Source organism: Acidovorax sp. (genome assembly GCF_046339755.1).
GTDB lineage: Bacteria > Pseudomonadota > Gammaproteobacteria > Burkholderiales > Burkholderiaceae_C > Acidovorax.
The window spans coordinates 1-25,949 of record NZ_JBKDTZ010000046.1; the positions used below are offsets into that span (position 1 = coordinate 1).

General features: G+C 68.8%; 24 protein-coding genes and 1 riboswitch. Of the genes, 11 read left to right on the top strand and 13 right to left on the bottom strand.

Going from position 1 to position 25,949, the window contains the following annotated elements; translation table 11 throughout:
• Together ACK59X_RS03710 and ACK59X_RS03715 are read right to left on the bottom strand one after the other, a co-directional pair.
• The coding region (locus ACK59X_RS03710) for a peptidylprolyl isomerase (RefSeq protein WP_409955275.1) at window positions 1–1,162 on the bottom strand (1,162 nt) is incomplete at its 3' end.
• 14 nt (window positions 1,163–1,176) lie between these two features.
• Window positions 1,177–3,597, bottom strand: a complete 2,421-nt coding sequence (locus ACK59X_RS03715) for an LPS-assembly protein LptD (protein WP_409955277.1) — start codon at window positions 3,595–3,597, stop codon at window positions 1,177–1,179.
• Between the two features lie 97 nt (window positions 3,598–3,694).
• Here ACK59X_RS03715 and ACK59X_RS03720 point away from each other — a divergent pair, with 97 nt between their 5' ends.
• The 5 genes from ACK59X_RS03720 to ACK59X_RS03740 all read left to right on the top strand — a co-directional run bounded on the left by ACK59X_RS03720 (window position 3,695) and on the right by ACK59X_RS03740 (window position 8,943).
• The gene (locus ACK59X_RS03720; protein WP_409955279.1) at window positions 3,695–4,837 is read left to right on the top strand and encodes an aminoglycoside phosphotransferase family protein; all 1,143 of its coding nucleotides are present in this window, start codon (window positions 3,695–3,697) and stop codon (window positions 4,835–4,837) included.
• A gap of 24 nt (window positions 4,838–4,861) precedes the next feature.
• Window positions 4,862–5,602: a 16S rRNA (uracil(1498)-N(3))-methyltransferase gene (locus tag ACK59X_RS03725; RefSeq protein ID WP_409955280.1), complete on the top strand. Its 741-nt coding sequence runs from the start codon at window positions 4,862–4,864 to the stop codon at window positions 5,600–5,602.
• A 126-nt stretch (window positions 5,603–5,728) separates the two neighbouring features.
• Window positions 5,729–6,886, top strand: coding sequence for a diguanylate cyclase (locus tag ACK59X_RS03730; RefSeq protein WP_409955282.1), 1,158 nt, complete (start codon window positions 5,729–5,731; stop codon window positions 6,884–6,886).
• 94 nt (window positions 6,887–6,980) lie between these two features.
• Window positions 6,981–7,712 (top strand): SOS response-associated peptidase, encoded by a 732-nt coding sequence (locus ACK59X_RS03735; protein ID WP_409955284.1) that lies wholly within the window; start codon window positions 6,981–6,983, stop codon window positions 7,710–7,712.
• Between the two features lie 58 nt (window positions 7,713–7,770).
• A complete protein-coding gene (locus ACK59X_RS03740) occupies window positions 7,771–8,943 on the top strand; it encodes an MFS transporter (RefSeq protein ID WP_409955286.1) in 1,173 nt (390 codons plus the stop codon).
• Here ACK59X_RS03740 and ACK59X_RS03745 read toward each other — a convergent pair.
• Window positions 8,911–9,837 carry a LysR family transcriptional regulator gene (locus ACK59X_RS03745; RefSeq protein WP_409955288.1) on the bottom strand — a complete coding sequence of 309 codons (927 nt, stop codon included), beginning with the start codon at window positions 9,835–9,837 and terminating at the stop codon, window positions 8,911–8,913. The genes ACK59X_RS03740 and ACK59X_RS03745 overlap by 33 nt on opposite strands.
• 138 nt (window positions 9,838–9,975) lie before the next feature.
• Here ACK59X_RS03745 and ACK59X_RS03750 point away from each other — a divergent pair, with 138 nt between their 5' ends.
• Both ACK59X_RS03750 and ACK59X_RS03755 read left to right on the top strand, forming a co-directional pair.
• Entirely contained in the window at window positions 9,976–11,337 is a 1,362-nt protein-coding gene (locus ACK59X_RS03750; protein ID WP_409955290.1) for a M20/M25/M40 family metallo-hydrolase, read from the top strand.
• A gap of 136 nt (window positions 11,338–11,473) precedes the next feature.
• Entirely contained in the window at window positions 11,474–11,953 is a 480-nt protein-coding gene (locus ACK59X_RS03755; protein WP_409955292.1) for a YidB family protein, read from the top strand.
• Window positions 11,954–11,968: 15 nt separating this feature from the next.
• Here the strand turns inward: ACK59X_RS03755 and ACK59X_RS03760 are convergent, their stop codons facing one another.
• The 6 genes from ACK59X_RS03760 to otnI form a co-directional block, all read right to left on the bottom strand.
• On the bottom strand, window positions 11,969–12,874 hold the full coding sequence (locus ACK59X_RS03760) for a lysophospholipase (protein ID WP_409955294.1): 906 nt from the start codon (window positions 12,872–12,874) through the stop codon (window positions 11,969–11,971).
• A 194-nt stretch (window positions 12,875–13,068) separates the two neighbouring features.
• Window positions 13,069–13,584, bottom strand: a complete 516-nt coding sequence (locus tag ACK59X_RS03765; RefSeq protein ID WP_409955296.1) for a TlpA family protein disulfide reductase — start codon at window positions 13,582–13,584, stop codon at window positions 13,069–13,071.
• 70 nt (window positions 13,585–13,654) lie between these two features.
• Window positions 13,655–15,151: a M20 family metallopeptidase gene (locus ACK59X_RS03770; RefSeq protein ID WP_409955298.1), complete on the bottom strand. Its 1,497-nt coding sequence runs from the start codon at window positions 15,149–15,151 to the stop codon at window positions 13,655–13,657.
• 108 nt (window positions 15,152–15,259) lie between these two features.
• Complete coding sequence (locus ACK59X_RS03775; RefSeq protein ID WP_409955300.1) at window positions 15,260–16,495, bottom strand: GGDEF domain-containing protein; 1,236 nt, start codon at window positions 16,493–16,495, stop codon at window positions 15,260–15,262.
• Window positions 16,496–16,586: 91 nt separating this feature from the next.
• Entirely contained in the window at window positions 16,587–18,560 is a 1,974-nt protein-coding gene (locus tag ACK59X_RS03780; protein WP_409955302.1) for a methyl-accepting chemotaxis protein, read from the bottom strand.
• A 136-nt stretch (window positions 18,561–18,696) separates the two neighbouring features.
• A complete protein-coding gene (otnI, locus tag ACK59X_RS03785) occupies window positions 18,697–19,515 on the bottom strand; it encodes a 2-oxo-tetronate isomerase (protein WP_409955304.1) in 819 nt (272 codons plus the stop codon).
• A 70-nt stretch (window positions 19,516–19,585) separates the two neighbouring features.
• Here otnI and ACK59X_RS03790 point away from each other — a divergent pair, with 70 nt between their 5' ends.
• Window positions 19,586–20,023 (top strand): MerR family transcriptional regulator, encoded by a 438-nt coding sequence (locus tag ACK59X_RS03790; protein WP_409955306.1) that lies wholly within the window; start codon window positions 19,586–19,588, stop codon window positions 20,021–20,023.
• 89 nt (window positions 20,024–20,112) lie between these two features.
• Window positions 20,113–20,724, top strand: coding sequence for an NAD(P)H-dependent oxidoreductase (locus ACK59X_RS03795; RefSeq protein ID WP_409955308.1), 612 nt, complete (start codon window positions 20,113–20,115; stop codon window positions 20,722–20,724).
• Window positions 20,725–20,728: 4 nt separating this feature from the next.
• Here ACK59X_RS03795 and ACK59X_RS03800 read toward each other — a convergent pair whose 3' ends face one another.
• From ACK59X_RS03800 to ACK59X_RS03815, 4 genes are all read right to left on the bottom strand, one after another.
• Window positions 20,729–21,856, bottom strand: coding sequence for a glycerophosphodiester phosphodiesterase (locus ACK59X_RS03800; protein ID WP_409955310.1), 1,128 nt, complete (start codon window positions 21,854–21,856; stop codon window positions 20,729–20,731).
• An 81-nt stretch (window positions 21,857–21,937) separates the two neighbouring features.
• On the bottom strand, window positions 21,938–22,522 hold the full coding sequence (gene metW, locus ACK59X_RS03805) for a methionine biosynthesis protein MetW (protein ID WP_409955312.1): 585 nt from the start codon (window positions 22,520–22,522) through the stop codon (window positions 21,938–21,940).
• On the bottom strand, window positions 22,519–23,694 hold the full coding sequence (locus ACK59X_RS03810) for a homoserine O-acetyltransferase (RefSeq protein WP_409955314.1): 1,176 nt from the start codon (window positions 23,692–23,694) through the stop codon (window positions 22,519–22,521). Before ACK59X_RS03810 ends, metW begins: the two co-directional genes overlap by 4 nt.
• Before the next feature lie 146 nt (window positions 23,695–23,840).
• On the bottom strand, window positions 23,841–24,413 hold the full coding sequence (locus ACK59X_RS03815; protein WP_409955316.1) for a TMEM165/GDT1 family protein: 573 nt from the start codon (window positions 24,411–24,413) through the stop codon (window positions 23,841–23,843).
• A 95-nt stretch (window positions 24,414–24,508) separates the two neighbouring features.
• Window positions 24,509–24,634: riboswitch (yybP-ykoY riboswitch) on the bottom strand.
• Between the two features lie 251 nt (window positions 24,635–24,885).
• Here ACK59X_RS03815 and ACK59X_RS03820 point away from each other — a divergent pair.
• Window positions 24,886–25,272: an RNA recognition motif domain-containing protein gene (locus ACK59X_RS03820; RefSeq protein ID WP_409955318.1), complete on the top strand. Its 387-nt coding sequence runs from the start codon at window positions 24,886–24,888 to the stop codon at window positions 25,270–25,272.
• Window positions 25,273–25,597: 325 nt separating this feature from the next.
• Window positions 25,598–25,949 (top strand): RNA recognition motif domain-containing protein (locus ACK59X_RS03825; RefSeq protein ID WP_409955320.1); only part of this gene is annotated, 352 nt, incomplete at its 3' end.

Consider the following 25,949-nt stretch of genomic DNA (forward strand, 5'->3'; position numbering starts at 1 on the left):
GCTCGAATTCAGGCACGTAGCGGCCGGGGCTGGCCCAGCCCAGGGCGCCCCCCTGCTTGGCACTGCCATCCACCGAGTTCTCGCGCGCCAGGGTGGCGAAGTCGGCTTGCCCGGCCAGGATGCGGCGGCGGTAGTCGGCCAGGCGTGCGGCGGCTGCGGCCTCGGTCAGCTGGGCGCTGGGGCGCAGCAGGATGTGCCGCGCGCGGTTCTGCACCACGGTCGAGGGCAGGCCGGCCACGTTGCGCTCCACCACCTTCAGGACGTGAAAGCCGGCCGGCGAGCGCACCGGGCCGACGATGCCGCCCACGGGCTGGCCCTGCACGGAGTTGACGAACAGCTCGGGGTAGCGGTCGGCCGGGCGCAGGCCCAGCAGGCCACCGGCACGCTTGCCTTCGGGGGCGTCGGAGAATTCGGCGGCCACGGCGGCGAAATCGCTGCCGGCGGCGCGCGCCTTGTCGGCCGCGCTCTGGGCGCGGGCCTGCAGGTGTGCCACCTGGGTGGGCGTGGCGTTCTCGGGCACCAGCACCAGCACGTGGCCGAGGTTGATCTCCATCGACGATGCGTCGGTACCCGACTGCTGCTCGCGCAGGAACTGGTCGATGTCCTGGTCGCTGACCTTCACCTTGGAATCCACATCGCGTTCGCGCAGGCGCTGCATCAGCAACTGGGTGCGCAGCTCTTCGCGAAAACGCTCCGGGCTCGTGCCCTCGCGGGCCAGGCGGCGGTGCATGTCCTCGAGCGTCATGCCGTTTTGCTGGGCAATGCCCTGCTCGGCCTGTTTGAGGGCGAACTCTTCTACCTTCACACCCATCTCCTTGGCCTGCTGGATCTGGGCCTTTTCCAGGATCAGGCGTTCGAGCACTTCGCGCGCCAGCGCCTCGCGCGGGGGCCGGTTGCCACCCTGCTGCTGTGCCAGCTGCTGCTCGACCCGGGCCAGGCGTGCACGCACCTCGTTGTTGGTGATGGGCTCGGAATTGACCACCGCCACGATGAAGTCGGCCGATTGCGGGCCCTGGTTCGCGGCGGGCAGGGGCAGGTTCAGGGCCGGGGCAGCGGCCGGGCGGCCGGTGTTGCCCTGAATGCGCAGGCCCTGCGCGAGTGCACCCCCGGAAGCGAGGGCAGCCAGGCAGGCAAATGCCAGTGCGGAAACACGGTGGTTCATGGCGGTGTTGTCAGTCAGTCGTAGTTGCTGAAGCGGCTGGGCGAGCCAACCTGGTCGCGCAGGTTCTGGTAGCGCGGCACATTCTGCTTGAAGGTATCGAGAGGGCTGGAGCCCAGGCTGAGGCGGGAGAACCCGACGAACTCGATCTGGAACAGCAGGCGGGTATTGGAGGTGGAGACGCTGTTCTGCAGGCGCTCCAGCACCACGCGGCCGATCCAGCAGCAGCCGTCGTATTCGAGGCCGACCACGCTGTCCACCAGCTTGCGGTCCTGCATGCTGAAGGGCAGGCGGCCGATGGTGTACCTGCGGCCGGGGCCCTGGCCGCGGCCCGGACCCAGGTCCTGGCCCTTGTCGCCCCACAGGTCGTTGAGCGGCCATTGCCAGCCGATGTCGATCTGCTCGCTGGTGCCGCGCTGGAAGCGGTAGGCGGCGCTCACCGTGCGGTAGTTGCCGGGGCTGTAGCGCGCGCCGATGGTGGAGCGGATGGAGCGCCGGGTCTTGGGGTTGTACTGCACCGTGGAGTCATAAGCCCAGTTCTTGGTCCAGTTGATGCCCGCGCCCACGAGGATGTCCGACAGGCGCTCGCTCACCGGGGCAGCGCCCGGCAGGGTCACCTGCTGGTCCGAGAAGCGCACGCGCTGCGCCACGCCGAAGCGTGCCGCCTCGGCGCCCGAGTCAGGGTCGATCAGGCGCGTGGTCACGCCCATGGTCAGCAGGTTGTTGTCCGCCAGGCGGTCGTTGCCGCCGAACGAGTTCTCCGTATAGATCGTGGCGAAGTTGAAGTCGTTGAGTGCCGTGTCGTACAGCGGCAGCTTGCTCTGGTCGCGGTAGGGCGTGTAGGTGTAGAACGCCCGGGGCTCCAGGGTCTGCAAAAAGGAGCGGCCGAAGAACGTGGCGTCGCGCTCGAACACCAAGCCGCTGTCCAGGCTGAAGGTCGGCAGCGTGCGGCTGGCCGAGCGCGAGCCGTCGCTCAGCGGGCCATCGAACTGGTACTGCGTGGTGTGCAACTGCAGGCGCGGCGTGATGAAGCCGGCGGGCGCGAGGAACGGCCGGCTGATCTGGGCGACGGCGAAGGTGCGGTTGGCGTCGGGCTGCTTGGTCAGGAAGCGGTCAGCCTGGAAGCGGGTCGTGTCCAGCTGCACGCTGGCATCGAAGCCGCCGGCGAGCATGGTCGGTTCGTAGTGCCACACCAGCTGCGGCATGCGGTCGTAGGGTGGCACGATGGGGGCCGAGACATCCTGCAGCGTCTGCCACTTGAGCGCCCGGGCCCGCACCGACATGTCGCCGGCGCCCCAGGTGAGCGTCGCGTCGCCGGGCAGCAGGCGCTGGCGCAGCGGCTCGGAGACGCGGCCAAAGTCGCGCCAGTAGTTGTCGTCGCTCACCCGGTTGAGGTTGAGGTTCAGGTTCAGGCCGCCGATGGGCGAGGCGATCAGGGCGTCGTGCTTGCCTGTGAAGCCCCAGCGGTCGCGGTCGCGCAGGCGGTCCGAGGGCATGTAGTCGCCGCTGATCTGGCCCACGTAGGTCGGTTCCAGGTAGCGGAACTCGCCGCCCAGGTTGGTGCCGCGCTTGGACAGCACGGCCGCGCGCAGCGTGGCGTCGCGGTTCGGGGCAATGTTCCAGTAGTAGGGCTGCGAGTAGGCCACGCCGTCGCGGCTGTCCAGCCCGAAGGACGGGGGCAGCAGCCCCGACTTGCGCTTGTCCGACAGCGGGAAGGTGATGCGCGGGATCGGCAGCAGCGGGATGCCCTTGAATTCCAGCACCGCGTACTCGGCCGTGCCCACGTCCTCTTCGCGGTCGATGCGGATGGTCTTGGCGCGCAGCACCCAGTCGGGCTGCCAGGAGGCCTCATCGTTTTTTTGGCAGGTGGTGTAGGTGGCGTCGTGGACGACGGAGCGCTGGCGGTCAATGAAGTCCACGCGCGAGGCATCGCCATGGGCCTGGGTGGCCAGGAAGCGGTAGCGCGCGTCGTTGAAGAAGCCCTCGAAGGCCTCGACCCGCAGGTCGAGCGCCGTGCCCTCGTAGATATTGCCGGCGCGGTTGATGCGCACGTCGCCGCGGGCCTTGGCCAGGTCCTCGGGCACGTCGTAGTCCAGGCGGTTGGCGCGGATCACCGTGTCGCCACGGCGCAGCTCGGCGTTGCCCTCGATGGTGGCGTTCAGGTCGGTCTGCCCGCTGATGTGGTCGCCGGTGACGAAGATCGGCAGCCGGGGGCGCACCGCCTCGGGAATGGCTTCCTGCAATTGTGGCGAGGTGCGCAAGGCCGGCGGGGCGTCCCATGCGCTGGGCGCGGGGCTGGCGCCGTCCTGCGCCAGCGCGGCCAGCGGCAGGCCGCACCAGGCCAGTGCCACGCCATAGGCCAGTGCACGCGGCACCGGCGGGCGCAGCCGCGCTCCGGGTGCCGTGGCGGGCCGGGTCCGAGAGGAAGAGGTCTGCACGGTGGGGGGCTTGCGGCGTGGCACGTGGGACGGTAGGGGCTGGGCTGAGGAAGGTCAACCCGCGCCTGGGGAGCGGGTCGGTAAAATTGGATTATCCATGAGCCACCCTTTCCCCCCACCTTCCGCCCCCACGCCGGCCCCTGCGCCGGGGCAAACCCCCTCTTCCAGCACCGTCGCCTGGCCCGACGCCGCGCGCCATGCCGCGTTCGACGCCTGGCTGGCACCGCTGGTGGGTGGCCACCAGCTGAAGCCCGAAACCCTGCGCCCGGCCTCGGCCGACGCGAGCTTCCGGCGCTACATGCGCATCGACACCGCGCTGGGCACGAGCTGCATCGTGATGGATGCGCCGCCGGACAAGGAGAACTGCCGCCCCTTCGTGCAGGTGCAGCGTCTCTTGGCCGATGCCGGCCTGAACGTGCCGCAGATCCTGGCCTGGGACGAGGCGGGCGGCTTCATGCTGCTGTCCGACCTGGGGCACCAGACCCTGATCGAACTGCTCGACCCCGAAAAGCCCAAGGACGCCTATGCCTGGTACCAGCAGGCCACCGATGTGCTGCTGCAGTGGCAACTCGCCTCCAAGCCCGGTGTGCTGCCCGCCTACGACGAGGCGCTGCTGCGCCGCGAACTGGCGCTGTTCCCCGACTGGTACCTGGCAAAGCACCGCGGCATCACGCTCGATGCCGGGCAGCAGGCCACGCTGTCGAGCGCCTTCGACGCCATCGTGGCGCACAATCTCGCGGCCCCGCAGGTCTATGTGCACCGCGATTTCATGACCCGCAACCTCATGGTGCCGTTGCAGGCGGGGGCACCGCTGGGCGTGCTCGACTTCCAGGATGCGGTCTATGGCCCCATCACCTACGACATCGCCAGCCTGATGCGCGACGCCTTCATCAGCTGGGAAGAGGAATTTGTCATCGACATTACGGTGCGTTACTGGGAGAAGGCGCGCAAGGCGGGCCTGCTGGGTGCGACCAGCGCCAGCGGCTTTGGCGACGACTTCGGCGAGTTCTACCGCAGCGTGGAGTGGATGGGCCTGCAGCGCCACTTCAAGGTGGCCGGTATCTTCGCCCGGCTGACCCTGCGCGATGGCAAGCCCAGGTACCTGGCCGACGCGCCGCGCTTCCTGAACTACATCCGGGCCACAACCAACCGCTACCGCCAGCTGGGCCCGCTGCTCAAGATGCTGGACGCCATCGAAGGCACCGAGGCCCCGATGGGCTATGCCTTTGGTCGCGTTTGAATTGCTCTTGAAGAGATAGCACGCATGCCTCGCTTTCACTGCCCTGCCGACCTCGCGCCCGGCGCCGAGATCGACCTGCCCCCAGGCGCTGCCCGCCACGTGCAGGTGCTGCGCCTGCAGCCCGGCGACGCCATCACCCTGTTCCATGGAGGCCAGGACGGCCCCGGCGGCGAGTTCGACGCGACCGTGCTGCGCATGGGCCGCAGCGACGTGCGGGTGCAGGTGGGCGCCCACCATGCCATCGAGCGCGAGGCGCCGCGTGCCGTGCACCTGCTGGCCGGCATCACCGCCAACGAGCGCATGGACTGGCTGGTGGAGAAGGCGGCAGAGCTGGGCGTGGCCAGCGTCACGCCGCTGGTGGCCGAGCGCAGCGTGCTCAAGCTCAAGGGCGAGCGTGCCGACAAGAAAATTGCCCACTGGCAGGCCGTGGCCGTGGCCGCCTGCGAGCAGTGCGGCCGCAACCGCGTGCCCGTGGTCCATGCTGCCGTGGACCTGGCTGCCTGGGTGCGCGCGCAGGCCCCAGCGGGCACCCCCGGTGCGGCACAGCGCCTGCTGCTGTCGCTGCGGGCGGGCACGGTGCCGTTGCACGCAGGGGCCACGGGTGGCGCGCCGGTGGTGTTCCTTTCGGGTCCCGAAGGCGGCCTGAGCGCAGCGGAAGAGGATATTGCGCTGCAGCATGGGTTTGCAGCCGTCACCCTGGGGCCCCGCGTGCTGCGCGCCGAAACAGCGCCGCTGGCGGCCCTGGCCGCGCTGACCCTGGCCTGAAGCAGGCGCGCGGGCGACACAAAAACCCCCCGCACGAGGGGTCCGGCCCGTAAAATCCCGGCCAGCGCTGCTGGCCCAGTGCGCCCAACCCGGGCGACGTGCCCGTGGCAGGAGAGGCAGGCCACCTTGCACAAACCTACCCACTGGCAGCGGCTGGTGGGCTCCGTCCTTCCCACCGATCGCCGCCGGCGCACCATAGGCAGCATGGCTCTGCTCGCGCTGCTGCTCATGGCCGGCAGTGCGGGTGTGATGCTCATGCTGGCGCGCGCGGGCATGACCGCGCACGAGGAGGCAGTCCAGTGGTGGGCGGCCCTGTCGGTGGGCGGCCTGATGGTGATGACGCTCATGATTTTCAGCGGCTGGTCCGAGCGCCTGCCCGACCCCTCGCTCACCATCGTCCAGATGGCCTGGACCATCACCAGCGGCGCAGTGGCCTACGTGCTCGCGGGCGACGCGCGCGGCGTGGTGCCTGCCGTGCTGGCCATGATCCTGTTCTTCGGCACCTTCGGCCTGTCCCTGGCGCAGGTGATCGGCATCGGCAGCTATGCGCTGCTGGCCTTCGTGGTGGCGGTGGCCGCGGCGGCCCGGTTCAACGCCGGCTCCTACAGCGTCATGGACACGGCCTACGCGCTCATGGTGCTGCTTGTGCTGGCGGGCTCCGTGGCCCTGAAACTGCGCATCCAGAGCATCCGCGAGCGCCTGCGCCTGCAGCGCGAAGCCCTGGCCCAGGAGCTGGCCGAGAACCGCGAGCTGGCCATGCGCGACGAGCTCACGGGCCTGCTGAACCGCCGGGCCATGCTCGACCTGATGCTGCTGGAGCAGCGGCGCAGCCTGCGCAACGGGCGCCCGCTGCTGCTGGCGCTGCTGGACATCGATCACTTCAAGCCCATCAACGACCTGCACGGCCATTCCACCGGCGACCGGGCGCTGCAGGCCTTCACCGCCGCCGTGCGCGGCAGCGTGCGCGACACCGACGTGCTGGCGCGCTGGGGCGGCGAGGAGTTCGTGCTGATGCTGTGCGACACGCGCGTGGACGACGGGCTGGAACTGCTCGACCGGGTGCGCAGTGCTGTGGCCCAGCTCCAGGTGCTGCACGTGTCCGAGGCCGTGTGCTTCACGGTGTCGGCAGGCCTGGCCCAGCACCAGCCCGGAGAGAGCATCGAACACACGCTGGACCGGGCCGACCAGGCCCTGTACACGGCCAAGGCGTTGGGGCGCAACCGGGTGGCGGTGTCGCCCTCGCCCCGCCCCTTGGGGGCATCGGGAGCGCACCTGCGGTCTTGAGGCCCCGCCGGGTGCTATCCGCTTGATGGCATCCGGCGGCCATGGCATGAGCGTGAGCTCGGCGCGGTGGGGGATGCGCAGGTACCATCCGCGCATGAGCACCCACTACGAGACCTTGCGCCACACCAGCGCCTACGCGGAGGCCTTCGGCGTCGAAGCGCCTGCTGCCGCCAGCGAACTGCACCTGTGGCCGCGCATGAGCGGCTTTTTCATCCGCGCGCCCGCTGCGCCGCAGGCGCCGCTGGCAGAGGGCGAGGGCGCTGCTGCGGATGCAGCGCCCTCCCGGCGCCGCGAACTGGTGCCTGCGCAGTGGGGCCTGGTGCCGCACTGGGTCAAGTCGGCGTCGGACGGCAAGCTGCGCGCACCCAAGCTGGTGAATGCGAAGTCGGACCTCGTCTCCACCGGCACCGCCTTCCGTGACGCGTGGTTGCAGGGCCAGCGCTGCATCGTGCCCATGGCGGCCTTCTACGAGGACGACTTTCGCCAGGGCAGCAAGGCCCGCCCCACCCGCATCGCGCGCGTGGACGGCAAGCCCATGGGCGCGGCGGGCCTGTGGGCGCGCTGGCAGGGGCCGGATGGGGAAGAGCTGTTCAGCTATGCGCTGATCACGGTGAATGCCAACAACCATGCGCTCATGAACCGCTACCAGCAGCCGGGCAGTGAAAAGAGCATGCCCGCCATCCTCAACGAAGGCGCTTACGACGCCTGGCTGAATGCGCGCGTGGACAAGGCCAAGGAATTCCTGCGCCAGTACCCGGCCCAGTCGCTCACGGCCAACCCGGTGGAAACCAAGGCCGACAAGGTCCCCAAGGGTTGGCTGGAGTAGCCTGCGCCGGGGGGCTGTGCACAATGGCTGCCTTCCCCTGCCCCGCGCGCTTCGTCGAATGAACCGAAACCTCTGGCTGCTGGCCCTGTGCCAGGGCCTCTTTCTCACCAACAACGTCGTCTTCATCGCCATCAACGGCCTCGTGGGCCTGCAGCTCGCGCCCTATGGCTGGATGGCGACCTTGCCGGTGATGGGCTATGTGGTGGGCGGCGCCCTGTCCACCGCGCTGGTGGCGGCCACGCAGGCGCGCTGGGGGCGCAAGGTCTCGTTCCAGATCGGGCTCGCGGTTGCCATGCTTTCGGCGGCGCTGTGCGCCTGGGCCGCGTTCAGCGCGCAGTTCTGGCTGTTGTGCGCGGCCACGGTGGTGGCGGGCTACTACAGCGCCAATGGGCAGCTCTACCGCTTTGCCGCGGCCGAGCTCACCACGCCGGAATTCCGGGAAAAGGCCGTGTCCCTGGTGCTGGCCGGGGGCCTGCTGGGCGCGGTGGCCGGGCCCAACCTGGCCAGTGCCACGCGCACCCTGTTCCCGGTGCCGTTTGCGGGTGCCTACATTGCGCTGATGGGCGTGGCGCTGCTGGCCATGGCCTGCATGGCGGCCATCCGCTTCGAGGCGCCGCCCGCCGTGCTCAACGCGGCGGGCCAGCCGCAACAGGGGCGGCCGCTGGCCGAACTGATGCGCCAGCCCGCCTTCGTGGTGGCCATCCTGGGTGCGGCCCTGGGCTATGGCGTGATGAACCTGCTGATGGCTGCGACCCCGCTGGCCATGCAGGTCTGCGGCTTTGCCTTCGACCAGTCGGCGCTGGTGCTGGAGTGGCATGTGATCGGCATGTTCGCGCCGGGCTTCTTCACCGGCCACCTGATCAAGCGCCTGGGCGTGCTGCCGGTGATGGGCACGGGCGTGCTGCTCAACTTCGCCTGTGTGGCGGTGGCGCTGTCGGGGGTGGAGCTGCACCACTTCGGCATCGCACTGTTCATGCTCGGCGTGGGCTGGAACTTCCTGTTCACCGGCGCGACCACCTTGGCCATGACGGCCTACCGCCCCGAGGAGAAGGACCGGGCCCAGGCGGCCATCAACTTCTGCGTGTTCGCCACGCTGGCGGTGAGTGCGTTTTCCTCGGGCGTGCTGGTCACCACCCAGGGCTGGACGTTGCTGAACGCCGGTTCGCTGGTGCCCATCGTGGTGACGGGCGCAGGCCTGCTATGGCTGGCCCTGCAGCGCCGGCGCAGTTAGGGCGTCTGCCGCCACGGCATGCGTGAGCCAGCGCACGAAGGAGGCGATGGCGCGTTCCTCTGCCCGTTCACGCGCGACAAACAGGCTGTAGCCGCGCAGGCCGCCGTCCACGAAGGGATGGGCCAGCGCCAGCTCGCCCGATTGCAGCTCGCGCTGCACGAAGTACCGTGGCACCAGGCCCACGCCCAGGTCCGCGCGCACGGCCTCCACCAGCATGGAAAAGAGATCGAAGCGGTGCCCGCCCAGGCTGTGTGCCGGTGTGTGCGCGATGCCCGCGTGGGTGAACCAGTCGTCCCAGGCCCCCAGGCGCGAGCTGAGCTGCAGCAGCGGCACGGAGCGGAAGTCGCCACGTGCCATGGCACGCCGGTGGCGCGAGCCGGGCGCGCAGACGGCGACGCAGGTCTCGCGCAGCAGCGGTTGCTGCAGGGCCCCGGGCCAGGCCGCGTCGTCGTACTGCACGGCCACGTCGAAGGGGATCTCGGCCATGTAGGTCTGCGTGGGGTAGACCTGCAGGTGCACGCAGCAGCCCGGCTCCTGCGCGAGGAAGGCCGGCAGCCGCGGCAGCAGCCAGCGCTCGGCGAACACCGGCACGCAGCCCAGCTGCAGGCTGGTGCCGTCGGCGCGCTGGGCCATGGCCTCGCGCGTGTGGTTCTGCAGGCGCAGCAGGTCGCCGGTGATCTGCGCGTGGTAGCGCCGGCCCACCGGGGTCAGCTCGGTGCCGCGCGCGCTGCGCTGCACCAGTTGCAGGCCCAACTGGCCTTCGAGCTGGCGCAGCTGCTGGCTCACGGCGCTGTGCGTGAGGAACAGCTCCTGCGCGGCCTTGCCCACGCCGTGGTGGCGCGCCACGGCATCAAAGATGAGCAGCGCGCGGGTGCTGGGGATATGGCGGTGCATGTAAGAAAAACTGACGGGTGGGTAGATTAAAGCAGAGCGCAAAGCCCTTCCGCGGTCCAACAATTGCTGGGTCATCGGCGTGCCACGGTTTTGGTGCCGTGCCGCACTGTGCCCTTGTTTGTCAATTTTCCTTTCATCATGACCCAAGCCTCCGCCCGTCGTTTCGCTTTTGCCGCCAGCGCGGTGTCCCTGTCCGTTGCCGTCCTGCTGGGCGGTGCGGCGCACGCCCAGGCCGTTGCGCCCACGCCCACCCAGCTGCGCCCCGCGGTGGACCAGGCCTACACCCAGCTTTTGGCGGCGCCGCAGATCCAGAAGCTGCTCGAGGCCGTCAAGGCCGACCATGAGCGCGCCACCGGCGACCTGAAGATGCTCACCGAGATCGAGGCGCCTCCGTTCAAGGAGCAAAAGCGCGCCGAGGCCTTCCTGGCGCGCATGAAGGCGCTGGGGCTCACCAATGCGGCCATCGACGCCGAAGGCAACGTGGTCGGCGTGCGCAAGGGCACGGGCCAGGGGCCCAAGCTGGTGATCTCGGCGCACATGGACACAGTGTTCCCGGCCGGCACCGATGTGAAGGTCAAGGAGCGGGATGGCCGCCTGTATGCGCCCGGCATCTCGGACAACACGCGCGGCCTGGCCGTGCTGCTGTCCTGGCTCAAGGTGCTCAACGACCACCGCATCGCCACCGTCGGCGACCTGGTCTTCGTGGGCAATGTGGGCGAGGAGGAACTCGGCAACCTGCGCGGCATGAAGCACCTGTTCGCCGAGCACCTGGACATCGATGGCCTGGTGGCGCTGGAGCCTGCACCCGATGGCACTGTGCTGATGCAGGGCACGGGCAGCCACCGCCACGAGGTGAGCTTCAAGGGCCCGGGCGGCCACAGCTTCGCGGCCTTCGGCCAGGTACCGAGCGCCATCCACGGCATGGGCCGGGCCATCGCCAAGATCTCCGAGATCCGCACACCCGCCACGCCCAAGACCACCTTCACCGTGGGCACGGTGGGCGGCGGTACCTCGGTGAACACCATTGCGCCCGATGCGCGCATGGCGGTGGACATCCGCTCCGACGCCATGGAGCCCTTGCTTGCTACTGAAAAGCAGGTGCTGGCCGCCGTGGACGAGGCCGTGGCCGAAGAGAACAAGCGCTGGGGCGTGAATACGCTGAGCGCATCGACCAAGCTCATCGGCGACCGCCCGGGTGGCCGCACGCCGGTGGACTCCATCCTGGTCGAGGCCGCCGTGCGCGCCAACACCGCGTTCGGCCACAAGACCGTGCTCAGCGGCGCCAGTACCGATGCCAATGTGCCCATGTCCCTGGGCATCCCGGCCATCGTGATCGGCGGTGGCGGCAAGACCGGGGGCTTCCATGCACTGTCCGAATGGATCGACCTGACCGATGCCTGGAAGGGCGCGCAGAACTCGCTGGTCACCGTGCTCGGCCTGGTGGGCGTGCAGGGCGTGAGCGCTCCGCTGCTCGAAAAGCGCGCGCCGCGCAGCAAGTGAGTCGCCGGCACTATCGAACGACGACGGGTGGTAGGACAATTCACCATTGTTGACATGAAGGCCGGCCCCGGCCTGCGTACCATCCCCAGGTGGCGGGCCGCTTCGGCCCTGCCCTGACTTTTTTCAGGAGATCACCATGGGTTTGCTCGATTCAGTGCTGGGCGCTGTCATTCAGAACGCATCGCAGGGCCATGGGGGTGCATCGGCCGCACAAGGCGGTGGTGGCCTTGGGGGCCTGGTGGCACTGGCCGCTCAGAACCCGCAGCTCATCCAGGCGGTGCTGTCCCTGGTGAGCAATGACGGTCCGGTGGGCGGCCTGCCGGGCCTGATGGCCAAGTTCCAGCAGGCGGGCCTGGGCGACATGATCGCCTCGTGGCTCGGCCATGGGGCCAACCAGCCCATCTCGGGTGACCAGCTCTCGCGTGTGCTGGGCACCGGCCCGCTGTCGCAGGTGGCGTCGCAGCTGGGCGTGGGCCAGTCCGATGCCGCCAACCAGCTGGCACAGGTGCTGCCGGGCCTGCTCGATCAGCTCACCCCGCAGGGCCATGCGCCCCAAGGGGGGCTGGGCCAGAGCAGCGATCTGTTCGGCATGCTCGGCGGCCTGCTCAGCAAGTAGGCAGGCGCACCGGAATCAGGCGACCGAGGCGAGCCGGTCCCGGCTTGGGGAGCGGCCGGCGCGCGCCGGGCAGCGCATGTCCAGCCACTGGCGCAGGGTTTCGAACACGGGCGCCGCCAGGTCGGAGCGCTCGTTGAACAGCTCGTGGTACAGCGGCTCGAAGCAGCGTGACTGCACCTGGGCGCTGGGCGCGGCGGCCGCGAAGGCGCGGCTGCCGGCGGGGTTCACCAGTTTGTCGCTGCCGGCCCACATCAGCAGGGTCGGTACCTTCCATTGCCCCGCTGCCGCCACGGTGGCCGGGCCGCCGTCGGCGATGAAGCGCGCCAGGCGCGCGCTGATGCGGTCATGGCACAGCGGGTCGGCCAGGTAGGCGGCGGGCACGGCCGTGTCGTGCGACAGGTACTGCGCATCGAGGCCATTGCCCACGCGCAGGTTGGGGGCGATGCGTGGCAAGGTGGCCAGCAGCAGCTTCTGCACCGCGCCCAGGCCGGGGTCCAGCGCGGGCGAGGACAGCACCAGGGCATCCACCGGCCGCAGGCCGAGCGCCACGAAGCGCGAGGCCACCAGTCCACCCATGCTGTGGCCCAGCAGCACCAGGGGCAGGCCCTCGGGGGTGCGTGCGCGCACGGCGTCCACCATGTCGGCCAGGTCGTCGAGCAGGCGGCTGTCGGAAGTGAGGCCGCCGCGCGGGCCGCTCGATTCGCCATGGCCGTACTGGTCGTAGCCGCGCACGGCAAAGCCCCAGTCCCCCAGCTGCCGTGCCAGCGCGTCATAGCGGCCCACGTGCTCTCCCAGGCCATGCACCAGCAGCACGGTGCCCCGCTGGGCCTGGCCCGGCGGCAGGGGCCAGTCCTGGACGGCCAGGTTCTCCCCATCGCTGGCGGTGAAGGTGGTCAGGGTGGAGGCAACGGGTTCGGTCATCGGGAAGCGCATCGGAACGCGCAGGTGGGCGCGGGTCAAGGGGGTTGGCTGTTCAGGCGCTTGCTGGCAGGTACCAGGAAAAGCCGCATTCATTCAGCCATCGTGACGGGCCTGTGCGGCGGCGTCAATGGATTTCAGTCGCAGCCCGCCGTGGTGGGTGCCATGGCGTTGCTTGGCGGGCAATGCGGCGCGGTTCAGGAGAGCGAGATCCAGAGATCGTCCCAGTCCGTGGGCGGGAAGCGGCCTTCGCGGCGCAGCACCTGCTGGTGCTGGCGGTTGAGCACGTAGTGCGTGGGCCTGCGGGCAATGGGCCCGAAACTGTCCTGGTGGCCGGGGGCGTTGCGCCAGGCGATGGGAAAGCGCTGTTCGGCAGGTACCGATACCTTGAGCAGGTCGATGTACTGCATGAAATCCGCGCTTTTGTCGTCCATGTTCACGCCCAGCAGCACGAAGTCGCGCTGGCGGTTGCTGGTGTAGAACTCGCGCATCAGGCGCAGCTCGTTCACGCACAGGGCACAGCCAGCGGTGAAGAAGCTCACCAGGCAGACCTTGCCCTTGAAGTCGGAGAGCATGACGGGCTTGCCATCGCTGCCGGTACCGGACAGCTGGTGCTGCGTGCCCTTTGCTGGTGCAGACTGGGCCCAGGCACCTGTCTGGGTAGAGACGATGGCCGATGCGGCGCATGCGTGCAGGAAAGCTCTTTTGTCCATCATCGGGACCCGCAAACAGGAGGCTGGAAAGCCCGGCGCCGTTGTGCACGGCACCGGGCGCAAGGGGCCATCAGGCAGCCGGTACAGGCACCACAGCGGCCTGTTCGGCCGCCATGGCGGCGATCACGTGCGCCACCGAGGCCGTGAGGCGCTTGGCATAGGGCACGTGCAGGAACTCGTTCGGGCCGTGGGCATTGCTCTTGGGGCCGAGCACGCCGCAGACCATCATCTGCGCCGCGGGGAAGCCTTCGCTGAGCATGTTCATGAGCGGAATGGTGCCGCCCTGGCCGATGTAGCCGCAGGGTGCGCCGAAATGCGCCTGCGATGCCTCGTTGAGCGAGCGCTCGAACCAGGGCGTTGTGCTGGGGGCATTCCAGCCCGTGGCGCCGCCGCCGTGCTCGAAGGTCACCTTGGCCTGGTAGGGGGCGTTGTCTTCGAGCAGCGCCTTGAGCTCCTGCACCGCCTGGCCGGCATCCACCAGCGGGGGAAGGCGCAGGCTGAGCTTGAAGGCCGTGTAGGGGCGCAGCACGTTGCCCGCGTCCTTCAGGGCCGGGAAACCCTCGGCGCCGGTCACGCTGAGCGTAGGGGTCCAGGTGCGATTGAGCAGCGCCTGCAGCGGGTCGGTGGTGGTGGGCAGCGCGAAGGCGGTGGAGCCGCCGCAGTCGTAGTGCGCCCAGGGGAAGCGCTTGTACACCTCCTCACCCAGGATGGCGGCCGTGGCGCGGGCCTGTGCCAGGCGGTCGGCCGGCACTTCGCAGTGGAAGCTGGCGGGCAGCAGGCGGCCGGTGGCGCTGTCTTCCAGGCGGTCGAGTACCTGGCGCATGATGCGGAAGGACGAGGGCACCAGGCCCGAGGCGTCGCCCGAGTGGATGCCTTCGGTCAGCACCTCGACCTTGAGCGTGCCGCTGGCCATGCCGCGCAGGCTGGTGGTCAGCCACAGCTGGTCGTAGTTGCCGGCACCCGAGTCCATGCAGACCACCAGGGCCACGTCGCCCATGCGGGGCTTCAAGGCATTGATGTAGGGCAGCAGGTCGCCCGAGCCGCTCTCCTCGCAGGTCTCGATCAGGCCCACGATGCGCGGGTGCGGCACGTTCTGGCGCTTGAGTTCCTGCACGGCGGCAATGCTGGCGTAGACCGCGTAGCCATCGTCGGCGCCGCCGCGGCCATAGAGCTTGCCGTCCTCGTACTTGGGCGTCCAGGGGCCCAGGTCGTTGCGCCAGCCGGAGAACTCGGGCTGCTTGTCCAGGTGGCCGTACATCAGCACGGTCTGGGTCGAGGCGGGTGCCGTGGCGTCGATCTCGAAGAACAGCACGGGGGTGCGGCCTTCGAGGCGAACGACCTCCAGCTTCAGGCCGGCGACCTTCTGTGCTTCCACCCAGGCGGCGGCGTTGCGCACCACGGTGTCGAGCAGGCCCAGTTCGGCCCAGTCCGGCGCGAAGCCGGGCGATTTGGCGGGGATGGCGATGTAGTCGGTGAGCTGGCGCAGGATGTCGGTGTCCCACGCCTGGCTCACCCGCTCGAGCGCCTGTGCGGGTTGCAGGGCGTGGGAGGGGACGCGGGCGTTCATGGTGGTGTTCCTCTGGCGGGATGAAACCGCCATTCCAACACAATGCGCGCCCCCGCGCCATGGCCCCGCAACGGCCCCTGTCCCGGGATGGGATGGGCCGCGTCCCTGTCAATATCCCGAGTATCCCGAAGCAGGAAGAGTCTCGGGGTTGCTGTCCAGGGAGGACGGCGCCGAGGGCGGGTGCAGCGCGACGGCGGCCTCGACCCGGTTGCGCCCGAGCTCCTTGGCGCGGTACAGGGCGCGGTCGGCGGCCGAGATCAGCATGTCCCAGCTGTCGCCCGGCTCCAGCCGGCCGCCGAAGACGCCGATGCTCACCGTGACGCTGATGTCCTTGCCCTCGTGCCGGTAGCGTGCGCCGGAGACCGATTCGCACAGCTGGCGCGCCAGTTGGTGGGCACCGATCAGGTCGGTGTCGGGCAGCACCACGAGGAATTCCTCGCCGCCGTAGCGGCTCACCAGGTCCTGGGAGCGCAGGCGCTCGCGCAGCAGGTTCACCACGCTGCACAGCACCTGGTCGCCCACGGGGTGGCCATGGTGGTCGTTGACGCGCTTGAAATGGTCGATGTCCACCATCATCACCGCAATGGACTCGCGCGTGCGCACCGCGCGCGCCACGTCGCGGTCCAGCGCCGAGATCGCCGCGCGCCGGTTGGCCACGCCGGTCAGGGGGTCCAGCGCCGCCAGGCGGCGGTTGTTCTCGTCGGCCCGGTCCCGGGCCATGAAGATGAAGCCCATGGTGGCCACCATCAGCTCGATGAAGGTGGTGCTGAAGGTCAGCGTCTGCACGCCGCTGGGCTGCATGATGCCGGTGGCGGGCTGGTCGCTGCCGCCGACCACGAGCACGCGCACCAGGAACACCAGCACCTGCAGGCCCAGAACCGCCATGACCAGCCAGGCGCCCCGCCCGGGAGTGGACCCGCGGCGCGAGAACAGGATCCACAGGGCCCAGAGGTTCAGGGCCCCGAGCCGCAGCCCGGCGACCACCACGCGCGAGGCGTAGTCGTCGATGAACCAGGCCATGCCGGCGGCCATGAGCACCGGCGCGACCGCCATGGCGGGCCAGGGCAGCGGCCGGCCCTGGAACTGCAGCAGGGCCGCGACCAGGCAGGTGAACATGCAGCTGAGCAGCACATTGCCCAGCACGATGGACAGCAGGGCAGGGAGGTGGCCGCGCCCGGCGAACAGGGCATAGGCCATGGCATTGAGCAGCAGGCCCAGTGCCCACAGCTCCACCCCTTCGCGGCGCTTGCCCCAGGTCATGACCGCCATGGCCAAGGCGGCCGCCAGCGATGAGAGGATGATCATCACCAGCATGGTGGGCACGTCGGCAGTGAAGGGAACCATGGCGCGTAGTCGGGACGGGCGGCAAAGGCCGCAAGGGGGTCAGGATAAACGATGGCGCCGCATACCCCCGCCAGAAAAGTGCCCGCCCCGGCTATTGCAGCGCGGGCACCTCGGCCGCCGCCAGGCCCAGTGCCGGCGTGCCCGAGAGCTTGAACACCTGCACGGCACCGGCCAGGCGGGTGGCCTGCTCGCGCAGGCTGTGCGCGGCGGCGGCCGATTCCTCGACCAGGGCGGCGTTCTGCTGCGTCATCTGGTCGAGCTGGTTCACCGCGGTGTTGACCTGGCCGATGCCGTCCGACTGCTCGCCCGAGGCCGCCGTGATCTCGCCGATGATGTGGCCCACGCGCTGCACCGAGCCGACGATCTCGTCCATGGTGGTGCCGGCGTTGTGCACCAGGCGCGCGCCCGATTCGACGCGCTCGACCGAGGCGTTGATCAGCTGCTTGATCTCCTTGGCAGCGTCGGCGCTGCGCCCGGCCAGGCTGCGCACCTCGCTGGCCACCACGGCAATGCCCCGGCCCTGCTCGCCCGCGCGTGCCGCTTCCACGGCGGCGTTGAGGGCCAGGAGGTTGGTCTGGAAGGCGATCGAGTCGATCACGCCGATGATGTCGGCGATCTTGCGCGAGCTCTGGTTGATCTCGCCCATGGTGGTCACCACCTCGCCCACCACCTGGCCGCCGCGCGCCGCCACTTCGGCGGCGGTGCTGGCCAACTGGTTGGCCTGGCGCGCGGCGTCGGCCGACTGGCGCACGGTGGCGGTGAGCTGGTCCATGCTCTGGGCCGTCTGCGCCAGGCTGCTGGCCGTGGCCTCGGTACGGGCCGACAGGTCCTGGTTGCCGCTGGCGATCTCGGCGCTGGCGGTGCCGATGCTGTCCACCGCCGTGCGCACCTGCTGCAGCATCTGCGTGTAGCGCTGGCGCATGCCCTCCACTTCCTGCACCAGCGCACCGATCTCGTCGCGCCGCGTGGTGCGGAAGGCCTGCGTCAGGTCGCCCTGGGCCACCAGGGTGATGGCCTGGGTCAGGTCGCGCAGCGGCCGGCTCACCCCGCGGCGCAGCACCACGAACAGGCCCACGCCCAGCAGGGCCACGGCCACTGCCATCAGCGCCCAGACGGCGAGCGTGACGCGGCGCTGGCCGGCCATGGCCTCGCCGTAGGGCACCTCGGCCACCACCCACCAGCCGCCGGCGGTCTTGCGCACCAGGGCAAAGGGGTCTTCGGCGCCCTGCCCCAGCAGCGGCAGGGCCTCGCGCACATAGCCGTCCTTGGAGGCGGCCAGCGCTTCCAGGAAGGGACCGGCCTGGGGATAGGCCTCCAGCACGCGCTTGCCGCCGGCACTCGGGTGGTAGACGAAATTCGCCTTGTCGAGCCCGGCGCCGGGGTTCACCACATAGGTGCCGCCATGCTCGAAGAAGCGCGTCTGCGCCACCTGCTTTTGCAGCATGGCGTGGAACACGCTGATGTCGTTGCCGATGAACAGCACCGCCGATATCTTGCCGGCGTCGCCCTTGATGGGCAGGTAGTGGCCCATGTAGGGCTTGCCGCCCACCACGGTGACGCCGGTGTAGGGCTCGCCCTTGCTCACTGCCGGGTAGGCCGGGTCGGTGCGCGCCAGCGGCGTGCCTTGCTGGCGCTCGCCCTTCTCGTTCTTGACCGAGGTGGTGATGCGCAGGAAATCCTCACCCTTGCGCGCGAACACGGTGGCGATGCCGCCGGTCTCGCTGGCGAACTTGTCCACCGAGCCATAGTCCTCGTTGACCAGCGCGCCGTAGCTGCGCAGCTCGCCCGTGGCCTCGTCCAGGTGCATGGCCGCATCGAAGTAGCGCTGGAAGCCCTTCATGGTGAGCTGCACCAATTCGCGGTTGGTGCTGTCGGCTGCGTCGAGCGACTGGGCCACGCTCTGCGCCGTGTCGCCCACGCTGGCGATCAACTGGGCACGGGTGTTGCGCTCGGTCAGCACGGCGATGGCCAGGCCCACGAGCACCATGACCAGTGCCACCAGGGCAATGGCCATGAGCGTGACCTGGCGCGCGACGGAACGGTTGTTGGCAAGGGGGGCTGGCACGGGGCTTGTCTCCTGGAAGTGAATGCGCACTGCTGCCGGCTGTGCCGGTCTGCATTCACTCTACGCGCGAGTGCCAGTTACATTTATTCACGCATTCCCTTACGCAGAGCTGCGTACCGAGCGGCGGCTTTTGATGTCAGTGACCCGACTGTGTGCGCTCCAGCCACCCGAGGCCTTCGGAGGTGCCGGCGGCCGGCCGGTACTCGCACCCCACCCAGCCGGCATAGCCCAGGCTGTCGATCAGGTCGAACAGGTAGGGATAGTGCAGCTCGCCCCGGTCGGGCTCCTGGCGCTCGGGCACGCCGGCCACCTGCAGGTGCGCCACCCGGCCCGTGGGCAGGTAGCGGCGCAGCTTGCTGGCCACGTCGCCCTCCACGATCTGGCAGTGGTACAGGTCCATCTGCACCTTGAGGTTGGCCATCTGCGCCGCGTCGAGCAGCTCGTGGGCATGGTCCTGGCGGTTCAGGAAGTAGCGCGGCATGTCGCGCAGGTTGATGGGCTCGATCAGGATCTCGCGCCCGCTCTGCGCCGCCTCGGCCGCGGCCCAGCGCAGGTTGTCCACGCACAGGCCCTTGAGCGATTCGCGCTCCACCCCGGCCGGCACCATGCCCGAGAGCACATGGATGCGCGGGCACTGCAGAGCCTCGGCGTATTCGAGTGCCTCCTGTACGCCGCGGCGGAACTCGGCCTCGTGCCCCGGCAGCGCCGCCGTGCCGCGCGCCTGCCGTTCCCAGGCCGTGGCCATGGCGGCGCGGTCACTGCCGCTGGCCGGGGCGTTGAACAGCACCATCGCCAGGCCGTTGTCGGCCAACCGCGCGGCCAGCTCGGCCGGGGCGAAGGCATAGGGAAACTGGCATTCCACGGCGCCAAAGCCATCACGCGCGGCAGCGGCAAAGCGCTCCAGGAAGGGCAGCTCGGTGTACATCAGGCTCAGGTTGGCGGCGAACTGGGGCATGGGACTTGGCGGTTGCGGGGGGATCCTGCTATTTTCCGTGCACCGCCACCTTGCTTCAAAATCCCTGTCCATGCGCATCGGAGAACTTGCCCAACGCACCGGCACCACACCCAAGGCCATCCGCCTGTACGAGGCGCGTGGCCTGCTGGGCACGGTGGTGCGAGAGGGCAGCTACCGCCACTATGGCGAAGGCGACTTGGCGCGCGTGCAACTGATCCGCCAGGCGCAGGGCCTGGGTTTCAGCCTGGCGCAGCTCGAGGGTCTTCCCGAGCTGCACCAGAGCGCTGGCTGGGTGCGCATGGCCGCGCTGTTGGCCGAGCGGCGCGAGGCGGTTGCGCGGGAGATGGCGCGCCTGGCTGCGCTTGACGGGCAACTGGCTGCGCTGCAGGCCGAACTGCTGGCCTGCGATGCGTTTGCCGCCCCCGCGGTGCCGCCGGCCTGCGCGGCGCCGCAGGGGCTTCTGGGTCCGTTGCGCCAGCTCACCCCCCTCGCAAGCGCCATCGCCTGAGCGCTCTTTTGCGGATCGCTTGATCCGGCTGCTTGACTCTGTCCCGTGGGTCAAGGTGAGCATGGGGGTTTCCATTCCCGGGAGTCTTCGTGGCACAACGCATTCTGGTCATCCTTGGCCACCCTGCCCTGAACAGCCTGTGCGCAGGCATGGCAACCGCCTACGCCGAGGGCGCGCAGGCCGCCGGCGCCGAAGTGCGGCGGCTGGACCTTGGCAGCCTGCACTTCGACCCGCTGCTGCATGCCGGTCACTATGGCGAGCAGCCGCTGGAGCCCGACCTGCTGGCCGCGCAGGCCGACATCGCGTGGGCCGAGCACCTGGTCTGGGTCTATCCCATCTGGTGGGGCGCCATGCCGGCGCTCTTGAAGGGTTTCATCGACCGGGTCCTGCTGCCCGGCTATGCCTTCAAGTACCGCCCGGGCTCCTCGCTCTGGGACAAGCTGCTGGCCGGGCGCTCGGCCGAGCTGCTGGTGACCATGGACTCGCCGCCCTGGTATTTCCGCTGGGTATCGCGCATGCCCGGCCACCACCAGATGAAGAAAACCATCCTGGAGTTCTGCGGCATCCGGCCCGCCAAGGTGCACAGCTTCGGCCCGGTGCGCACGGCCGACGCGAAGCGCCTGCAGGCGTGGGTGGCCCGGGCGCGTGCACTGGGCGCGCGGCACGGCGGCCGGACCCCGGCCACCGTGGCGGCGTCCTGACGGGCTATTTCGCGGTGAATGCCTTCACGGCGGCGCGGCCCACGGCCGAGTCGTCGGTGAAGAAGCCATCCACTCCGGCGCGCAGGTAGGCCGTGATCTCGGCAATGCTGTCGCCGCGCGCGGTGGCGTCGCTGGCCGGGGCCTTGCGCAGGCTGGTGGGCAAGAAGCTGTTCTCGGGCCGCAGGGTCCAGATGTGCACCGGCAGGCCTGCCGCACGGGCGTTGGCCACGAGCGCAGTGGGCTCGCCGAGGACACCGTCCTTCACCGGCACCACCAGGGTCTTGTAGGGGCCGACGGCGCTGGCATAGCTGGCCATCTGCTTGAGGCCCTCGGCCGTGACCAGGTCGGCATAGCTGCGCGTGTTGGCCGCGCCCTGGGCCACGAAGTCATAGGGCCGGCCCGAGGGGGCGACCAGCTGCACCAGGCGCACGCTGCTCAGCTTGCGGATGGCCTGCAGGTTGGCCACCTCGAAGGACTGCACGAACACCGGCGCGTCCTTGTGGTTCCAGCCGTTCTTCTCCAGCACCGCAAGCAGCGGCGCTTCCAGCGGCAGGCCGATGGACTGGAAATAGGTCGGGTGCTTGGTCTCGGGGTAGATGCCGATGGTGCGGCCGGTCCTGGCACTCTGCGCCCGGGCCAGGTCGATCACCTCCTGCAGCGTGGGGATCTCGAACTGGCCGTTGTAGGCCACGTTGGCCGGGCGCTGCGCCGGGATGCGCTCGCGGGCGCGCAGGGTCTTGAGCTCGGCCAGCGTGAAGTCCTCGGTGAACCAGCCGGTGATGGACTGGCCGTCGATGCTGCGCGTGGCCTTGCGCGCGGCGAACTCGGGGCGGTCCACCACGTCGGTGGTGGCTTCCTTCACGGAGCCGTCGGCGTTGAGGATGGCGATGGCGTTCTCGTGCCGGGCCACGAGCACGCCGTCCTTGGTGATCACCAGGTCGGGTTCGATGATGTCGGCGCCGTCGTCGATGGCCTTCTGGTAGGCCGCCAGGGTGTGCTCGGGGCGCAGCGCCGAGGCGCCGCGGTGCGCGATCACGGTCGGCGTGGGCGGCCAGGCCTGCTGGGCGGCGGCGCCCAGGGCCAGGGTGGCCAGGACGGTGGCGAGGGTGGACTTCAAGGGGTCAAGGCGCATGGGGATCTCCGGAGGGCGTTTGCCAACCCGCCACCATAACCCGCTTGCGTGACGCGCGCATGGCGCCCGCCTGCGGCGGGCTCAGGCGTGCTCGAAGTGGAAGACGGCGGTGCCCGCCATCACGTTGGGCAGCACGCGCACTTCGCGCCCGTCCTGCAGGCCGAAGGATTCGAGCACGCGCAGCTCGTTCTTGTGCGCCAGCACCTCGAAGTCCTTGTACGTACCCACGCGGATGTTGGGCGTGTCGTACCACTGGTAAGGCAGGCGCCGCGTGACGGGCATGCGCCCGCGCAGGATGGACAGGCGGTTCGGCCAGTGCGCGAAGTTGGGGAAGGCGACGATGCCGGTGCGGCCCACGCGCGCCGTCTCGCGCAGCATCACCTCGGCATTGCGCAGGTGCTGCAGCGTGTCGATCTGCAGCACCACGTCGAAGCTGTTGTCGCCGAACATGGCCAGGCCCTCGTCCAGGTTGAGCTGGATCACGTCCACGCCACGGCGCACGCAGGCCAGCACGTTGGCGTCGGCGATCTCGATGCCGTAGCCGCTGCAGCCGCGCTCGCGCTGCAGGTAGGACAGCATGGCGCCGTCGCCGCAGCCCAGGTCGAGCACGCGCGATCCGGTGGGGACCAGGCGCGCCAGCGCCTCCATGGTGGCTTTCTCGGTCATGCCTGTACCTCCCTGGCGATGCTGTCGAAATACGAGCGCATGGTGTCCATGTAGCGCGGGTCGTCGAGCAGGAAGGCGTCGTGCCCGTGCGGCGCGTCGATCTCGGCATAGCTCACGCGGCGGCGGTTGTCGAGCAGGGCCTTGACGATCTCGCGGCTGCGCTGGGGCGAGAAGCGCCAGTCGGTGGTGAAGCTGATCAGGAGGAACCTGGCAGTGGCCCGCGCCAGGGCCAGCGTGAGGTTGCCGCCGTAGTGCGAGGCCGGGTCGAAATAGTCGAGCGCGCGCGTGATCAGGAGGTAGGGGTTGGCGTCGAAGTACTCGCTGAACTTGTCGCCCTGGTAGCGCAGGTAGCTTTCGATCTGGAACTCGATGTCCTGGGTGCTGTAGCGGTAGGCCCCCGCGCCGCCTGGCGCAGGCGTGCCCTGGCTGCCCTGTTCGAGCACCTGGTGCCTGAGCTGGCGCCCGAACTTCTCGTTCATCACGTCGTCGCTCAGGTAGGTGATGTGGCCGATCATGCGTGCGATGCGCAGCCCGCGCTTCGGGATCACGCCGTGGCGGTAGAAGTGGCCGCCGTGGAAGTCGGGGTCGGTCACGATGGCGCGGCGTGCCACCTCGTTGAAGGCGATGTTCTCGGCCGTGAGGTTGGGCGCGCTGGCCACCACCACGGCGTGGCGCATGCGCTCGGGGTACTGCAGCGTCCAGCCCAGGGCCTGCATGCCGCCCAGGCTGCCACCGAGCACGGCGGCCAGCTGGGTGATGCCCAGGCGGTCGAGCAGGCGCGCCTGGGCGTTGACCCAGTCCTCCACCGTGACCACCGGAAAGTCGGCGCCGTAGACCTCGCCGGTGTCGGGGTGGGTGTGCATGGGCCCGGTGGAGCCGAAGCACGAGCCCAGGTTGTTCACGCCGACCACGAAGAAGCGGTTGGTGTCCACCGGCTTGCCCGGGCCGATCATGTTGTCCCACCAGCCCTCGCTGCGCGGCTGGCCCTCGTAGACGCCGGCCACATGGTGCGAGGCGTTGAGGGCGTGGCAGACCAGCACGGCGTTGGAGCGCTCGGCATTGAGCGTGCCGTAGGTCTCGTAGGCCAGTACATAGTCGCGGATGGAGGCGCCGCTCTGCAGCGGCAGCACCTCCTCGAAACGCATGGACTGGGATATGGCAATGAACGACATAGGCAACAAAAAACCCGGCATCGCTAAAAACGAGGCCGGGCTTTGGGTGTCGGTCGGGTCTTTAGCAGAATTTATAAAGCGCCCGCAAGCTATGGCAAATCGGCGCAAACGGAACTATACCAAAGCCGGGCGGGTTGCGCATGTGCTCAGGGCGCGGCCACCGGAGTGAAGAGCGCGATGCAGCCCAGCACCAGGAAGATGCCGGCCGAAACCATGTGCACGGCCTTGATGGGCACGCGCCGCGTGATGCGCTCGCCCAGCCATACCACCGGAGCGTTGGCCAGCATCATGCCGATGGTGGTGCCCGCCACCACGGCCAGGTAGGCGTTGTACTGGGCCGCCAGCATCACGGTGGCGATCTGCGTCTTGTCGCCCATCTCGGCCAGGAAGAAGGCGATCAGCGTGGTGCCGAAGACGCCCCAGCGCGGCGTGCCCCCGGCCTCTTCCTCGTCGAGCTTGTCGGGGATCAGCATCCAGATGGCCATGGCGATGAAGGAAGCGCCCAGTATCCAGCGCAGCATCTGAGGGCCCAGCATGGTGGTCACCCAGGCACCCAGGGCGCCGGCCAGACCGTGGTTGGCCAGTGTGGCCACCAGGATGCCCAGGACGATGGGCCAGGGTTTGCGGAAACGGGCGGCGAGTACCAGCGCCAGCAGTTGGGTCTTGTCGCCCATCTCGGCAAGGGCGACGATGGCGGTCGAAACGAAGAAGGCTTCCATGGTGTGGGGACAATCCGGCCGGATTGTTGTGAGCAACGCATTGACTGCACCCCGACTCCGGCCATTGGATCGGCATGCAGTCAATGGTCTTGCCCAGTTCCAGATCATTCAAGAAAGAATGAAGAACCGCATGCGCCATGGGTTGCAAGGAACCCAAGTGTGTTGACGCATGCCCCCGGCGCATGGCGCGACCGGGCGGGCTACTCCCCAAAGACACGCTTATTGTATGCGAATGTTCATAAGACCCAGGGAAAACCCGATGCTGCCCCGATTTGCAAGGGTCAGTCCGGGTTTGCCCTTGCTGAAATAAAACACCACAAGCCACATAAAGTGATTGATAATGGACCCGCCTTTCTGCACAGCAGCGAGGCGGTTAGCGGTGATTGGTCAGTTTCGCGTCTTTGAAGTCGTCACAGGTTTGTTGATTGCGTCGGGCTCCATCGCGTTTTCATGTTTTTTCAGGAGTCCTTTCATGGGCAACAAACTTTACGTGGGCAACCTGCCCTACAGCTTCCGCGACGAAGACCTGCAGCAAACTTTCAGCCAGTACGGCTCGGTTGGCAGCGCCAAGGTCATGATGGAACGTGACACCGGCCGCTCCAAGGGTTTCGGCTTTGTCGAAATGGGCAGCGATGCCGAAGCACAAGCCGCCATCCAAGGCGTGCATGGCACCAACTTTGGCGGCCGTGACCTCGTGGTCAACGAAGCCCGTCCCATGGAGCCCCGCGCTCCACGCAGCGGCGGCTTCGGCGGCGGCGGTGGTGGCGGCTATGGCGGTGGTGGTGGCGGCGGTTACGGCGGTGGCCGTAGCGGCGGCGGCGGTGGTGGTGGTTACGGCGGTGGCCGTGGCAGCTACTAAGCAGCGCACACCCGTTCCCACAGGCCTGGCCTGCTGAGGACAAAAACAAGGAGCCTTCGGGCTCCTTTTTTCATGCCCAAGGCAGACCAGAGGCACCTCTTGTTTTCTTCGCTGTGGCATTTGTCACCATGCCACCACACCGTACCCCGCCAGACCATGAGGCTTGCTTTTTTGGGAAATTTGTGGCGCATAATGGCTTGGCGGGTTTTGCCCGTCTCAAGTTTGCGGTGATCCGTCAGTTTCGCGCTGAGAGCGTCATTGAGATTAGCTGGCTGCGGTATCGGGACTCCATCGCTTTATCCATGTGTTTTTGAGGAGTCCCTCGATGGGCAACAAACTGTACGTTGGCAATTTGCCGTATTCGGTGCGCGACAGCGATCTGGAGCAGGCCTTTGGCCAATTCGGCGCAGTGACCAGTGCCAAGGTGATGATGGAGCGCGACACGGGCCGCTCCAAGGGTTTCGGCTTTGTTGAAATGGGCAGCGATCCAGAAGCCCAGGCTGCCATCAACGGCATGAACGGCCAGCCCCTGGGCGGCCGCAGCATCGTGGTGAACGAAGCACGCCCCATGGAACCCCGTCCCCCCCGCAGCGGCGGCTTTGGCGGCGGTGGTGGTGGCGGCTATGGCGGCGGTGGCCGCAGCGGCGGCGGTGGCGGCTACGGTGGTGGCGGTGGCG

What these genes read in the sequence shown, in the direction of transcription:
- ACK59X_RS03810 (WP_409955314.1), bottom strand. Translation starts at nt 23,694, where the DNA reads ATGTCGTTCATTGCCATATCCCAGTCCATGCGTTTCGAGGAGGTGCTG.
- ACK59X_RS03745 (WP_409955288.1), bottom strand. Translation starts at nt 9,837, where the DNA reads ATGCACCGCCATATCCCCAGCACCCGCGCGCTGCTCATCTTTGATGCC.
- ACK59X_RS03765 (WP_409955296.1), bottom strand. Translation starts at nt 13,584, where the DNA reads ATGGACAAAAGAGCTTTCCTGCACGCATGCGCCGCATCGGCCATCGTC.
- ACK59X_RS03775 (WP_409955300.1), bottom strand. Translation starts at nt 16,495, where the DNA reads ATGGTTCCCTTCACTGCCGACGTGCCCACCATGCTGGTGATGATCATC.
- ACK59X_RS03720 (WP_409955279.1), top strand. Translation starts at nt 3,695, where the DNA reads ATGAGCCACCCTTTCCCCCCACCTTCCGCCCCCACGCCGGCCCCTGCG.
- ACK59X_RS03740 (WP_409955286.1), top strand. Translation starts at nt 7,771, where the DNA reads ATGAACCGAAACCTCTGGCTGCTGGCCCTGTGCCAGGGCCTCTTTCTC.
- ACK59X_RS03800 (WP_409955310.1), bottom strand. Translation starts at nt 21,856, where the DNA reads ATGCGCCTTGACCCCTTGAAGTCCACCCTCGCCACCGTCCTGGCCACC.
- ACK59X_RS03815 (WP_409955316.1), bottom strand. Translation starts at nt 24,413, where the DNA reads ATGGAAGCCTTCTTCGTTTCGACCGCCATCGTCGCCCTTGCCGAGATG.
- ACK59X_RS03820 (WP_409955318.1), top strand. Translation starts at nt 24,886, where the DNA reads ATGGGCAACAAACTTTACGTGGGCAACCTGCCCTACAGCTTCCGCGAC.
- metW (WP_409955312.1), bottom strand. Translation starts at nt 22,522, where the DNA reads ATGACCGAGAAAGCCACCATGGAGGCGCTGGCGCGCCTGGTCCCCACC.
- ACK59X_RS03755 (WP_409955292.1), top strand. Translation starts at nt 11,474, where the DNA reads ATGGGTTTGCTCGATTCAGTGCTGGGCGCTGTCATTCAGAACGCATCG.
- ACK59X_RS03790 (WP_409955306.1), top strand. Translation starts at nt 19,586, where the DNA reads ATGCGCATCGGAGAACTTGCCCAACGCACCGGCACCACACCCAAGGCC.
- ACK59X_RS03725 (WP_409955280.1), top strand. Translation starts at nt 4,862, where the DNA reads ATGCCTCGCTTTCACTGCCCTGCCGACCTCGCGCCCGGCGCCGAGATC.
- ACK59X_RS03770 (WP_409955298.1), bottom strand. Translation starts at nt 15,151, where the DNA reads ATGAACGCCCGCGTCCCCTCCCACGCCCTGCAACCCGCACAGGCGCTC.
- ACK59X_RS03735 (WP_409955284.1), top strand. Translation starts at nt 6,981, where the DNA reads ATGAGCACCCACTACGAGACCTTGCGCCACACCAGCGCCTACGCGGAG.
- ACK59X_RS03760 (WP_409955294.1), bottom strand. Translation starts at nt 12,874, where the DNA reads ATGACCGAACCCGTTGCCTCCACCCTGACCACCTTCACCGCCAGCGAT.
- ACK59X_RS03750 (WP_409955290.1), top strand. Translation starts at nt 9,976, where the DNA reads ATGACCCAAGCCTCCGCCCGTCGTTTCGCTTTTGCCGCCAGCGCGGTG.
- otnI (WP_409955304.1), bottom strand. Translation starts at nt 19,515, where the DNA reads ATGCCCCAGTTCGCCGCCAACCTGAGCCTGATGTACACCGAGCTGCCC.